General features: G+C 64.1%; 11 protein-coding genes and 1 tRNA gene. 6 read left to right on the forward strand and 6 right to left on the reverse strand.

The features are described from left to right. Positions 1-59 precede the first annotated feature (59 nt). On the forward strand, positions 60-1,841 hold the full coding sequence (locus tag F4U95_RS06590) for an aminopeptidase P family protein (protein WP_150425063.1): 1,782 nt from the start codon (positions 60-62) through the stop codon (positions 1,839-1,841). A 3-nt stretch (positions 1,842-1,844) separates the two neighbouring features. Here F4U95_RS06590 and F4U95_RS25355 read toward each other — a convergent pair whose 3' ends face one another. After that, positions 1,845-1,973 (reverse strand): hypothetical protein, encoded by a 129-nt coding sequence (locus F4U95_RS25355; RefSeq protein WP_269462513.1) that lies wholly within the window; start codon positions 1,971-1,973, stop codon positions 1,845-1,847. 116 nt (positions 1,974-2,089) lie between these two features. On the opposite strand from F4U95_RS25355, the gene F4U95_RS06595 reads away from it, so the two are divergent. Further along, positions 2,090-2,164: transfer RNA gene (locus tag F4U95_RS06595), tRNA-Thr, on the forward strand. 22 nt (positions 2,165-2,186) lie between these two features. Here the strand turns inward: F4U95_RS06595 and F4U95_RS06600 are convergent. The 4 genes from F4U95_RS06600 to F4U95_RS06615 all read right to left on the reverse strand — a co-directional run bounded on the left by F4U95_RS06600 (position 2,187) and on the right by F4U95_RS06615 (position 7,070). Then, positions 2,187-2,489 carry a DUF1294 domain-containing protein gene (locus F4U95_RS06600; protein WP_343032326.1) on the reverse strand — a complete coding sequence of 101 codons (303 nt, stop codon included), beginning with the start codon at positions 2,487-2,489 and terminating at the stop codon, positions 2,187-2,189. Further along, positions 2,462-4,477, reverse strand: a complete 2,016-nt coding sequence (locus tag F4U95_RS06605) for a TonB-dependent receptor (protein ID WP_150425064.1) — start codon at positions 4,475-4,477, stop codon at positions 2,462-2,464. The genes F4U95_RS06600 and F4U95_RS06605 overlap by 28 nt, the downstream gene beginning before the upstream one ends. A gap of 115 nt (positions 4,478-4,592) precedes the next feature. After that, positions 4,593-5,990: a porin family protein gene (locus tag F4U95_RS06610; protein ID WP_150425065.1), complete on the reverse strand. Its 1,398-nt coding sequence runs from the start codon at positions 5,988-5,990 to the stop codon at positions 4,593-4,595. A gap of 123 nt (positions 5,991-6,113) precedes the next feature. Continuing rightward, on the reverse strand, positions 6,114-7,070 hold the full coding sequence (locus F4U95_RS06615) for a PQQ-dependent catabolism-associated beta-propeller protein (protein WP_150425066.1): 957 nt from the start codon (positions 7,068-7,070) through the stop codon (positions 6,114-6,116). A 152-nt stretch (positions 7,071-7,222) separates the two neighbouring features. Here F4U95_RS06615 and pedF point away from each other — a divergent pair, with 152 nt between their 5' ends. The 4 genes from pedF to F4U95_RS06635 all read left to right on the forward strand — a co-directional run bounded on the left by pedF (position 7,223) and on the right by F4U95_RS06635 (position 11,139). Beyond that, positions 7,223-7,648 carry a cytochrome c-550 PedF gene (pedF, locus tag F4U95_RS06620; RefSeq protein WP_150425067.1) on the forward strand — a complete coding sequence of 142 codons (426 nt, stop codon included), beginning with the start codon at positions 7,223-7,225 and terminating at the stop codon, positions 7,646-7,648. Positions 7,649-7,653: 5 nt separating this feature from the next. Continuing rightward, positions 7,654-8,511, forward strand: a complete 858-nt coding sequence (locus tag F4U95_RS06625) for a substrate-binding periplasmic protein (RefSeq protein ID WP_150425068.1) — start codon at positions 7,654-7,656, stop codon at positions 8,509-8,511. A 92-nt stretch (positions 8,512-8,603) separates the two neighbouring features. After that, positions 8,604-10,343 carry a methanol/ethanol family PQQ-dependent dehydrogenase gene (locus F4U95_RS06630; protein ID WP_120251414.1) on the forward strand — a complete coding sequence of 580 codons (1,740 nt, stop codon included), beginning with the start codon at positions 8,604-8,606 and terminating at the stop codon, positions 10,341-10,343. A gap of 13 nt (positions 10,344-10,356) precedes the next feature. Then, positions 10,357-11,139: a response regulator gene (locus tag F4U95_RS06635; protein ID WP_120251415.1), complete on the forward strand. Its 783-nt coding sequence runs from the start codon at positions 10,357-10,359 to the stop codon at positions 11,137-11,139. Between the two features lie 59 nt (positions 11,140-11,198). On the opposite strand, the gene F4U95_RS06640 is transcribed toward F4U95_RS06635, so the two are convergent. Beyond that, the gene (locus F4U95_RS06640) at positions 11,199-12,773 is read right to left on the reverse strand and encodes a Na+/H+ antiporter (RefSeq protein ID WP_246171515.1); all 1,575 of its coding nucleotides are present in this window, start codon (positions 12,771-12,773) and stop codon (positions 11,199-11,201) included. Between the last annotated feature and the right edge of the window lie 64 nt (positions 12,774-12,837).

Genomic DNA, 12,837 nt, shown 5'->3' on the forward strand with positions numbered 1-12,837 from the left:
CTCTATGTTGTTGCCATTATGGCCAACGCAAGAGGCCGGAATGATCCAAGGGAAGTGCAATGTCCAGTTATGAAGATCGCCTGAAGGCCCTGCGCGCGCAACTGGTGCGCCAGACGCTGGATGGTTTCGTGGTCCCCCTGACAGACGAGCATATGAGCGAATATGTCGGCGCCTATGCCCAGCGGCTTGCCTGGCTGACGGGATTTCAGGGGTCGGCTGGCAGCGCGGTGGTGCTTCCGCAGGAAGCCGCGATCTTCGTCGATGGCCGCTACACGCTTCAGGTCCGCGAGCAGGTGGACGGCGCGCACTGGCAATATGAAAGCGTGCCGCAGACGTCCATTGCCGCCTGGCTGAAGGATCATGCAGGGCAGGGTGCGCGCATCGGCTATGACCCCTGGCTTCACACCCGTGCCTGGGTGATTCAGGCGGCCGAAGCGCTGCGCCAGAAGGGCGCCGCACTGGTCGCCGTCGATACCAACCCGGTCGATGCCGTCTGGCCCGATCGCCCGGCGCCCAGCGATGCAAAGCTGGTGGTGCATGGCGATCGTTTCGCCGGTCAGTCCGCCGCCGAAAAACGCGCCGCCATGGCCGACTGGCTGACGGAGAAGAAGGCGGACGCGGTCGTTCTTTCGGCCCTGGATTCGATCGCCTGGACTTTCAACATACGCGGCAAGGATGTGGAACGCACCCCGGTTGCACTCGCTTATGCCATCGTTCATGCCGATGCGACCGCCGACCTTTATGTCGCGCCGGAGAAAATGGACGAGGCCGTCGCCCAGCATCTGGGCAACGCGGTGCGCATCCATGATCGCGCTGCCTTTGCCGATGCGCTGGCGGACCTTCAGGGCAAGACCGTCGTGGCAGACCCCGAACGGGCCGTCGCGGCGATCTTCAACAGCCTGGACGCTGGCGGCGCGACGATCCTGTCGCTGCGCGACCCTGCCGTCCTGCCCAAGGCGATCAAGAACGACACCGAAATCGCTGGGCATAAGGCCGCGCAGGCCCGCGACGGCGCGGCGCTCAGCCGCTTCCTCCATTGGGTGGCGGTGGAAGCGCCCAAGGGCGGCCTCACCGAACTCTCCGCCTCCGACCGGCTGGAGGCATTCCGCAAGGACACCGGCCTGCTTGAAGACCTGTCCTTCGATACGATCAGCGGCGCCGGCCCGAACGGCGCGGTCGTTCACTATCGCGCCGAGGAGAAGACGAATCGCCCGATCGAGCTGAACAGCCTCTATCTTGTCGATTCAGGTGGCCAGTATCGCGACGGCACCACCGACGTGACCCGCACGCTGGCCATCGGGACGCCGACGGATGAAATGCGCCATCGCTTCACCCTGGTGCTCAAGGGCCATATCGCGCTTGCCCGCGCGGTCTTCCCCAAGGGCACACGCGGCGGCCAGCTGGATGCGCTCGCACGCCAATATCTCTGGGCCGAAGGGCTGGATTATGCCCATGGCACCGGCCATGGCGTCGGCAGCTTCCTGTCGGTGCATGAAGGGCCGCAGCGGATCGCGACCTTTGGCGGTGGCGACGAGCCGCTGGCAGCGGGCATGATCCTGTCCAACGAGCCGGGTTATTACAAGACCGGCGAATATGGCATCCGCATCGAAAATCTGGTGCTGGTGGAGGAACGCGACGTTCCCGGCGCGGAAAAGCCGATGCTGGGCTTCCAGACGCTGACCTTCGCACCGATCGACCGCACGCTGATCGCGACCGATCTGCTCAACCGCGAAGAACAGGCCTGGCTAGACGCCTATCATGCCGCCGTGCTGGACCTGGTCGGCCCGCAACTGGAGGGTGATGCCTTGGCCTGGCTCAAGGCGGCCTGTGCGCCGCTCTAAAGCCTAGTCGTCGGGCCTGTCAGCGGGAGGGGGCGGCGCGGCGCTCTCCCGCGCTTGGGCTTTGCGCCTGCGCAGATTGTCGCGCAGCGCCTGCGCCAACCGTGCCTTTTTCTCGTCCTGCGTTTCAGCCATGCCATGCGCATAAGCAAAATGCATGATCGACCGCAACCCGCCTTGACATGCGCAGCGAGGGCGGCCATAGGCCCGGCCTCCGAAGCGCACATAGCGCATCGGAACAGAAATAGAGTGCTGCCGTAGCTCAGTGGTAGAGCGCATCCTTGGTAAGGCTGAGGTCGGGAGTTCAATCCTCCCCGGCAGCACCATTTCTCCCCCGACAATCTGAAATCAGATCATCGCCCATGCGGCGATCGCCATCGATTGTGCCGCGGCGATCAGCCAGAGCAGCGTCGAAAAAGGCTGTTTGCGTGTCCTGTGGCGAAAGACGTGGCGGCCAAGGAACGCGCCGGGCGTTCCGCCGATCAAGGCCCACAGCAGCAGCGTGCGTTCGGACAAGCGGCGCAAACCCATCCGGGCGCGCCGCTTGTCCATAGCAAACAGGGTGAAGGCGACCAGATTGACCGGCAACAACGCCGCTAGAATCAAGATCGTCCAAATAGTCGTCAGCGCCCGAAACTGACGCCGATCCACAGGGTGCGCGGCGTGCCCAGATCCATCGATCCGCCGGCATTGCGGGTCACGACCGTTTCGTCGAACAGATTCTCGCCACGCGCCACCAGGCTGATGCCATGGCCGATAGGCAGGCGGGCGATAGCGTCCAGCGTCAGCGCATCGGGCAGCACGTCGCTTTGCAGATCGTCCTCATATTGTTTCGCGACATAGCGCAGCGTGGTCGACAGCGATGGACCATGGGCCGGGCTGTAGGCGACCGTGGCACTGGCGGCATGGCGCGGCGTTTGCGCAGGCGTGAACCCGTCGAACGCAGCGCCGGGCGCACGGACTCGGCTGTGGCTATAGGCGTAGGAGGCCGACAGGTTGAAATCGCCCAGCTTGGCGGCGGCCGTCAGTTCGACGCCCTTGGCGACGATCCGGTCGACATTCTGGCGCTGACGCGTGTTGGTGGCGACGGTGACGTTGGCGATGGCATCGTCCAGCCGATTGTAGAAAGCGGTGGCCGACAAGGTGATCCCCTCGATCGGCGTCAGATCGACCCCGGCTTCGGCGCCCTTCAGCTTTTCGGGGGTCAGCGCCGCATTGGCCTGCGTCGTGATGGGGAAGACGACGAAGGGGCGATATAATTCGTTCAGCGTCGGCAGGCGGAAGCCGCTATAGGCCGATGCCCGCAGGGCGAAAGCGTCGCTGGCATGGTAAAGTGCGCCGACCCGGCCGGAAAATTCCCAGTCGGACCGATCGGCATAGTCGCTGCCCGTGGTCGCGCCGGTCGTGGCGCTCGCCTGATGATAGAAGCCATTGCTGATCGACCAGCGATCGGCCCGGGCGCCGCCAGTCAGGACCAGCCCGCCAAGCGTCCAGTCATCTTCGACGAAGAAGCCCGTGGTCCACTGGTCGCCGCCGGCATGGCGCAGGAAGGTGCGCGGATTGGTGGCGACATTGGCGTTATAGGCGTCCTCATACATATCGCCCGTCGCAAAACGCGTATCGACGCCCAGCCGCAGCATATGCGCATCGCCCACCGGCGGCCGGATCTCGATCTTGCCGCCGATGCCGGTGGACGGCGTGTTACGCTGATCCAGCGACTTGCGGAAGGTCGAGGAGGACATGACGATGTTGGCGAAGTTGCGGGCCTGGATATAGGCCAGCGCATCGACCTGCCACGCACCCCGGTTGATATAGCGGATGCTGGCATCCTGCCCCTGGCTCATGCTGTCCGCGCCCTTGAAGCGCAATGTGCGGTTGTCCTCGAACAGGGTCGCGCGGAATTGCAGTTCCGACGTGGCGGAAAGGGGCGCGACCGCCCGCAAATTGGTAGACCAGCCATCATAGGCGGCCGGCACGGTGGCAGCGACGCGCTGATCCTTTGGCGTGGTCTGGAAGCCGACGCCGCGATCCCAGCGGCCGGAGAGCGAGACATAGCCGCCGCCCAGATCCTGCGTCAGGCCGGCCGACAGCTCGGTCGAATCACGACTGCCGTAGAAGGCGCTGGCGGAAAAGTCGGGCAGCTGATCGCGCGTGGCGCTGGCCATTTCGATCGTGCCGGCGACTGCGCCCGCACCGAAGGCGCCGATCCCGCCGCCGCGCGTCACCCGCACCACCGACAGCCGCTCGGGCGCCAGCGCGCTGAAAGGAATATAACCGAAAAAGGGATCGGCGATCGGCACGCCGTCCAGCAGCATCAGCGTGCGGCTCGACGCATTGCCACCCAGCGCGCGCAGCGTCGCGCCCTGATTCGATGGGTTGGACGATCGGCTGTCCGACCGGCGGAATTGCTGGAAGCCGGCGACGTCGCCCAGCACGCTTTCGATCCGGCCCGATGCGCTGTCCAGCAGCCGTTGCCGGTCGATCACGACCGATCCATAGGCCGGCGTACCCGGCGGCAGTTCCAGCCCTTCGCCGGTGACGATGATGGTGGATGAATCCGCTGCGGCGTCGTCTGGCGCCTGGGCGAATGCGACGGTCGGAATGGCCAGCAGGACGGCGGGCAGAATGATATGTTTCATGACGATCCCCTCGCGCCCCTCGGCTTGTTTTTCAAGCCTTGTAATGGAAAGGGCCGCATCCTTTGTAGGATGCGGCCCTCGCCCCGCGACATTGTTCCTTGGGTCGAACAGCGGGTCAGAAGAAGAGAATCGCGCCGGCCGCGATGGCGTCCGACGTCGCCTTGTTGCCGTTATGGGCTTTCGACCGGGTGTTGATATATTCGCCCAGCAACGTCACCCAGCTGTTCAGGCCATAGCGGACCTGCCCGACCCAGCTGCTATTCTTGTCGACCAGCGTGGGATTGGCCAGCGCATCGGCGACATTGGCATAATCGAGATTGCTTTCGCCATAGCTGCCGCCGACCGAAAATTTGCCGAAGGTCGTCAGGCCTTGCAGGTAGAAGCCATGGCTGTCGCGCTTGTTGCCGATCCCGTCGGTGTCGAACAGGTTGAGCGCCGTGGTGCCAAGGCCCGATGCGTCATAATAGGTGCCGACCATAGTGACCGGACCGAATGTGACCTTGGCGCCCGCATCCCAGCCCCAGCCGGTATAGTCCGGACCTGCGATCACATCATGCTTTTGCGATAGACCCGAAACCCAAAGGCGCGTGCCGACGTCGCCAAATTTGCCGTCATAAACGAACTTGGCCTGGAAACCCGGCTGCTTGTTCGATTCTTCGGGACCGGTCAGCGAAGACAGCGGCTCGAAAATCCCGACGCTGGCAGTGAAGCCGCTGAAATTGGGCGTGGTATAGGTGATCTGCGGCTGGAAATCGGTGTAGATATAGCCAGTGCCGATGCGGCCCAGCGTCGTGTTGGACGGGGCGACATTGCCCGCTGGCGTACCCGACGACAGCAAAGTGATGTCGTTCAGGATCGATTCGGACTGGAACAGCCCGATGTCGCGGCCGATTTTCACTTCGCCGAAGCCGGCGCGACCAAAGGTCAGGTAGGTCTGGCGAAAGTCGATCCCGGCGGTCTGAAGCGCACGGGGATTGCCGCCACTATTGGCACCACCGCCGACATAGCTGACTGAGTTGATACCCGGATACATGCCGAAATGCGCGCCAACGTCCCAGCCATCCAGGCTGGTGGAGGCTTCCACCTTCAGGAAGCCGGGCAGCAGGCCGTTGCGAATGGCCGAACTGTTGCCGCCCACCGTGGCGACTCCGCCCGTCACCGTCGTCGTGGCACTGGGCGTATCGCCATTGTCATGCACATAGAAGCCGTTGACGGAGCCGGAGAATTTCAACGTCACGTCACCGATCTGGAGGCCGACGCCGCTATCGGTCATGCGCACAAAGCCCGCGCCGCCCGATGCATCGGGTGTCACGGCCGGGGCAGGTGCAGCGGCCGTCTGCGTGGCCTCGGCGCTCTGTCCCTTCGCCAGTTCCTGATATTCGTCGTCGGTCAGGATGCCCTTTTCATGCAGCCTTTTCAGCAGGTCTGCGGTGGTGCCGGCCATGGCCGGTGCTGCGGTGGCGGCGAGCATCAATGCTCCAGCCGCGCCCATCAGGCGCAACGTCCCTTTCATATCATCCTCCCTGTATATCGCCAGCTTGTCTCCGGCTGCGGCGGAGAGTGCGGCGGAAGGGGGAGGGGAGAAATTGGACTTAGGTTCTCGTTCCTTCGGACAGCACGCCAGGCGGGGCACGAATCAGGGCGCGGCGACGATGCCCCAAGGCGCGGCGCCGACCGCGATCGTGCCGGTCACGGCCGCCTTGGCCAGATCGATCACGGAGACATTGTCCGAAAGGCCATTGGCGGCATAGGCATGGGCGCCGTCGGCGCCGATAGCGATATGCCAGACGCGCTTGCCGACCGGCACATAGCTGCGCACCTTGCGGGTCGCGACATCGACCAGCGCGACATGATCGGCGCGGCCCAGAGCGATCACGGCGGTCTTGCCATCGGGCGTGAAGCGGATGCCGCAGGGCAGGATGCGATGCTCGGGGATGCCGGGAATGGCAAAGTGCAGCGTCTCGCTCACCTGTCGAGTAGCCGTGTCGATGATCTGTACGGTACCGCCCACTTCCGCCGCGACCCACAGCTGCTTGCCGTCCCCGGTAAATTCGACATGGCGTGGCCGCAGGTCGACCGGCGTCTCGGCCACCATCGTCTTCGTTTTCAGGTCGATCCAGTTGACGACATCATCCTCTTCGGACGTGACCACGACCCACTGGCTATCCGGGCTTTGCGCCACGCCTTCCGGTTCGCCGCCGACATCGACCTGGAAGGCGACGGTGCGGGTGGCGAGGTCGATCGCAGTCAGTGCAGCGTCATCCTCATTGGCGACGAACAAGGTCTTGCCGTCGCGCGACAGGAAAAATTGCTCCGGGTCTTGCCCGGAGGGCAGTTCGGCGACGACCTTGCCTGTCGCCCGCTCGATCACCTGCACCGCATGGTCCAGGCTGGCGCACAGATAGAGATATTGGCCGTCCTTCGACAGGGTAATGCCGCGCGGCCGGCCGCCCACCGGCCATGTCGCGGTGACGCTACCGGATGCAGCGTCGATCACGCTGACGCTGTTGCCCCGTTCGTTAGAGACATAGAGGGCTTCGGCATGGGCGGCGGCAGGCAGCAGCATCAGCCCGGCCATCAAGATGCGCTTCATATCGTCCTGTCCTCTCCGTCCCTTATCTCGTTCCAATGATCTATCCAGAGGGCGTCGACTACGGGATTGTACCAATGGCCAATGGGGGCGCGGCCCGCCCCGGCCTACACTCGGACCCATCAGGGGAAAACCGACCGGGTGAGGATATAATGATGAATTTGGGTAGGGTCGCGTTGCTGGGTGCCATGGCGATGCTGGGCATGACCGCAACCACAACTTTGATGGCGCATGGCGACGTGACGCCGCAGGCTGTGGATACCTCGGCGCTGCCGGACATCGGCGAAGCCTGGCTGGAGAAAAACCCCTATAGCGGCAATGCCAAGGCGATCGAGATCGGTCAGTCGGCCTATGGCCAGAATTGCGCGCGCTGCCATGGGCTGGATGCGGAAAGCGGCGGCATCGCGCCGGACCTGCGCTATCTGGAGGCCGGCGAGTCGGGCGATCAATGGTTCGCCGAACGCTTCCGTCACGGCTCCAGCCATGACGGCAAAGTCTATATGCCGCCCTTCGGCGACGTATTGGGCCAGAAGGCCGGCTGGGCGATCCGCGCCTGGCTCGAAACCAAGCACGAAGGCTGATCGCCATGCTCTCGCGACGGGGGCTGATCGGCGGGGCGGGGGCGGCGCTGGCGTTGGGGCTGATGCCCGACCGGCTGGCGGCTGCCCCCCTTGCCAAGGTCAAGGCACTCGGCACCATCCGGGTGGTCGTCTATCAGAATAACCGGCCATGGTCCTGGGAAGAGGGCGGCAAGCTGGTCGGGCTGGACGTCGATCTGGCGCAGGCGATCGCGACCAAGCTGGGCGTGCGAGCCGACGTCGCCCAACTGGTGGCGGATGAAAGCGCGGACGACGATCTGCGCAATGGCGTGTGGAAGGGGGGCTTGCTCGGCTTCACGCCCGGCGACCTGATGCTGCATGTGCCGTTCGACCGGACCTTTGCCGCGCGCAATGATCAGGTGGCGATCATCGCCCCTTATTATCGTGAAAGCTTCGGACTGGCCGGCAGCAACGGATTGGCGGTCGAGGCGCTGCCGACCGAATGGAAGGGGCGCAAGCTGGCGGTCGAGCTGGACTCCATTCCCGATTTCTATCTGATCGGCAGCTTCGGCGGGGTGCTCGCGAAGGATGTGAGCCATTATCCAACCGGATCGGAAGCTGTCGCCGCGGCCATGGCCGGGCAGGCCGATGCGGTTCTCGCCAGTCGTGCCCAGATCGAAGAAGGCGCCCATCGGTCCGACGGCAAGGCTTTGGCCCTGCGCAAGGGACCGTTGCCGGCTTTCGCCTCGCCCGGCTGGGATATCGGCATGGCGGTCAAGGAAAATAGCCGCACGCTGGGCGATGCCGTCGAGGAAATCACGACCGCCATGGCGACCAGCGGCGAGATGAAGGCGCTGTTCGAACGCTATGGCGTCACCTGGACGCCCGCTAACGCGGCCGGCTGAACGGCGACCCAAGGTCCAATTGCCGCTTTGTCGGGGTGGCATAGTTTGCACGTAAACGGGCGTAGAGCGCCCGTTCAATAGGGAGGATGGTTATGAAAGGACCGATGATGCGGGCGCTGTCGGGCGTTGCCGCACTGTCGCTGGCGGTCGCCGCGGCGCCGCTGCTGGCCAATGGGCCAACGGATGCGGATCTGATGAACGACGCGGCATCGACCGGCGACGTTCTGACTTACGGCATGGGGCCGCAGGCGCATCGTTTCAGTACATTGAAGGCGATCGACACCAGCAATGTGTCGAAGCTGGTGCCGGCCTTCGCCGCGTCGCTGGGCGGGGAAAAGCAGCGCGGTCAGGAAGCGCAGCCGATCGTCTATGACGGCACCATCTATGTGACGGGCAGCTATTCGCGCGTCTTCGCCTTCGACGCCCGCACCGGCGAGGAAAAATGGCAATATGATGCCCGCTTGCCAGACGGCATCATGCCCTGCTGCGACGTCGTCAATCGCGGCGCGGCCATCTATGGCGACAAGATCATCTTCGCCACGCTCGACGCGCGTCTGGTCGCGCTCAACCGCAACACCGGCAAGGTGATCTGGAACAAGCAGATCGCTGATTACAAGGAAGGCTATAGCGCCACCGCCGCGCCCCTGATCGTCAAGGGCATGGTCATTACCGGCAATTCGGGTGGCGAGTTCGGCGTGGTCGGCGCGGTAGATGCCCGCGACGTCAATACCGGCGAGCTGATCTGGCACCGCCCCGTGATCGAAGGCCATATGGGCACGCTCAAGGGCAAGGATAACGGCATCACCGGCAAGCTCAACGCGACCTGGCAGGGCGACCTGTGGAAGAGCGGCGGCGGCGCGACATGGCTGGGCGGCACATATGACCCGGAAACCAACCTGCTCTTCTTCGGCACCGGCAACCCTGCGCCGTGGAACAGTCATCTGCGCCCCGGAGACAATCTCTACACCGCCTCCACATTGGCGATCGACCCGGAAACCGGCGTCATCAAATGGCATTTCCAGACGACGCCGCATGACGGGTGGGATTTCGACGGGGTGAATGAATTCATTCCCTTCGACGCGACGATCAACGGCAAGCCGATGAAACTGGGCGCGAAGGCCGACCGCAACGGCTATTTCTTCGTCCTCGACCGCACCAACGGCAAGTTCATCAGCGCCAACAAGTTCGTCATGCAGACGACTTGGGCAAACGGCTTCAACAAGAATGGCAAGCCCAACGTCATTCCCGAAGGCCGTCCGCCAGCGCCCGGTGAGGGCAAGGGCAAGCCGGTCTTTGCCTCGCCATCCTTCCTGGGCGGCAAGAACTGGATGCCGATGGCCTATAGCCAGGATACCGGCCTGTTCTACATCCCGTCCAACGACTGGGGCATGGACATCTGGAACGAGCCGATCGCCTACAAGAAGGGCGCGGCCTATCTGGGCGCGGGCTTCACCATCAAGCCGATCGCCGAAGACCATATCGGTGCGCTGCGGGCCATGGACCCCAAGACCGGCAAGATCGTGTGGGAATATAAGAACAAGGCGCCTTTGTGGGGCGGCGTTCTGACTACCGGCGGCAACCTCGTCTTCACCGGCACGCCTGAAGGTTATCTGAAGGCCTTCGACGCCAAGACCGGACAGGAATTGTGGAAATTCCAGACCGGATCCGGCGTGGTGGGTTCGCCCGTCACCTGGGAACAGGATGGCGAACAATATGTGGCGGTGATGTCGGGCTGGGGCGGCGCGGTGCCGCTGTGGGGCGGCGAGGTCGCCAAATCGTTCAAGGACATCAACCAGGGCGGCGCCCTCTGGGTGTTCAAGCTGCCCAAATAAGGAATATTTCGTCATGATCGTCATGGGACGTGGACATCATACGCAGTCGGCCCCGGCATTCCCGCCCGGTATATTGCGGCTTGCCACGTCCCATGATGTGTCCGATCATCATGGGCAGGGGCAGGATATGGGGCATTATATGGGCGGGGACGCGATCATGGAGCGGGTGCTGATCATCGACGATCATCCGCTGGTGCGCGATGGATTGCGCAGCGTGATCGCGATCAGTTTCGACAATATCGAGATTTTCGAGGCGGCTGGATTGGAAGAAGCCGTCGCCACGCTGGAAAAGCAGGATAATTTCGACCTGATCCTGCTCGACCTCAATATTCCCGACGTGCGGCGGCTGGATGGCCTGAAATTGCTGCGCGATCGCTTCCCGATCCTGCCGGTGGTGATGGTATCCGGGGCGTTCGACCGGGCTATCGTACAGGAAGCGCTAGCCGCTGGTGCGGCGGGCTTCATTCCCAAATCCTTGAAGCGCAGCGCGATCGTCGAGGCGCTGCATCGCGTGGTGTCGGGCGAAATCTACCTGCCCGAAACCATGGGCGAGGGCGCTGCCCCGTCGGCCGAGGAAGATGATATCGCCCGGCGTATCGACAGCCTGACCCCGCAGCAGAAGACGGTGCTGGGCCATCTGGTCAACGGCCGCCTCAACAAGCAGATCGCGCATGACCTCAACGTGTCGATGACCACGATCAAGGCGCATGTCTCGGCCATCCTCCAGAAGCTGGGCGTATTGAGCCGCACCCAGGCGGTGATCAAGGCTAACCGGGTGCATTTCGGCACAGACTGACGGCGTCGACAGGCTGTTCGATGCGCCGCCTGCCTCCCGGCCGGCGGCGCATCGTCGTGTCAGGCCTTGGCCGCCAAAGCGCTCATCTCTTCCAGGTCGAGGTCGCGCTCCAGTTCCTGCAACACATGCTCGTCGATATCGCCGATCCGGTGCAGGCGCAGCAATTCGATCCGGCCGGCGGCGACAGCTTTCAGCACCAGATCGAAATGGGCGTGCAGGATATGGGCATGTTCCTCTTCCTGCCCGGCATAGCTGGCCGATAGCGTCGCATGGCGCTGATAGCGCTCCAGCAGGCGGGGATGGAGCAGCACACCGTCGGCATCATGGGCATGAACCTCGACCACGCGCAGCTGCGCCTGCGCCATGGCGGCTTCCGCTTCGCTCATGCTGAGGCGCGCGCGATCGCTGACGGGTTCCTCCAGCCGCATCAAGCGGATGACCCCGCCCAGCGTCGTCCCCTGAATCAGCACCGTGCCGATGATGACGGCGAAGGATGCGACCAGGATGAAGTCGCGACCGGGGAACCCCTCCGGCACGCTGAGCGCCACCGCCAGCGTCACCACGCCACGCATGCCGGCCCAGCCCAGCACCACGGCCGATCGCGCGCCGATCGGCGTATAACGGCGCACGCCCATCGCCCGAAGCAGACGGATGACGCCATCCGATCCGAAGACCCAGGCAAAGCGCGCCAGCGTCAGCGCCAGCAATATCGCCAGCACGGGGCCGGTCATCTGCGCCAGCACCAGTTCGAAGCCGCCGACCCGGTCGATCACCCCGCGCAAAGAGGAGCCGATCAGCAGGAAGACGAACGCCTCCATCAGGAAGATCATCACTGCCCAGAAAGCCGTGCCGTTCATCCGCACCGTCGCGGAGAAGACGACATGCTGGTACCAGCCGCAGATGAGGCCGGTCGTCACGGTGGCGATCACGCCGGACACATGCACCGTTTCAGCCAGCAGGTAGGAGGCCCAGGGCGCCAGCAGCGACGAGGCGATCATCAGATATTTGTCGTCCAGCCGCGGCGTCAGCCGGACCCAGGCGGCGCCCACGGCTGCACCGATCGCCGCGCCGCCGATCGCCAGCAACAGGAAACTCTCCACTGCCTCGACCAGACTGAATGCGCCGGTCACGCCCGCCGCGATGGCGAAGCGGAAGAGGACGAGGCCGCTGGCATCGTTGAACAGGCTTTCGCCCTCCAGCAGGATGGAGAGGCGACGGGGCAGGCGGACATGCTGCAACACGGCGCGCGCCGATACGGCATCGGGCGGCGAGACGATCGCGCCCAGCGCGGCGCAGGCAGCCCAGGGCAGGCTGGGCACCAGCATATGCGTGACCAGTGCGATGATCACGGTGGTAAAGATCACCGCGCCCACCGCCAGCGCGATGATGCCGAGCATATGGCGATGGAGGTGCCGCAGCGCGATGAACCAGGCGCCGTCCATCAATAGCGGGGGCAGGAAGATCACCAGCACCAGCTCGGGATCAAGCGAGAGGACCGGCAGGCCCGGCACGAATGCGAACAGCACCCCGCCGGTCAGCAGCGCGACGGCGGGCGGCAGGCCCATTTTGTGCGCCGCATAGTGCAGCACGATGATCGCCAGCAGCATGGCGATCACCAGTTCGAACAATTGCATCGGATGCATGCGGCCCCCGCTTCCACCTATATCCGTCCCTAGTAGCGCGTGCGCGATGCAGGTC

Source organism: Sphingobium limneticum, assembly GCF_008710165.1.
GTDB lineage: Bacteria > Pseudomonadota > Alphaproteobacteria > Sphingomonadales > Sphingomonadaceae > Sphingobium > Sphingobium limneticum.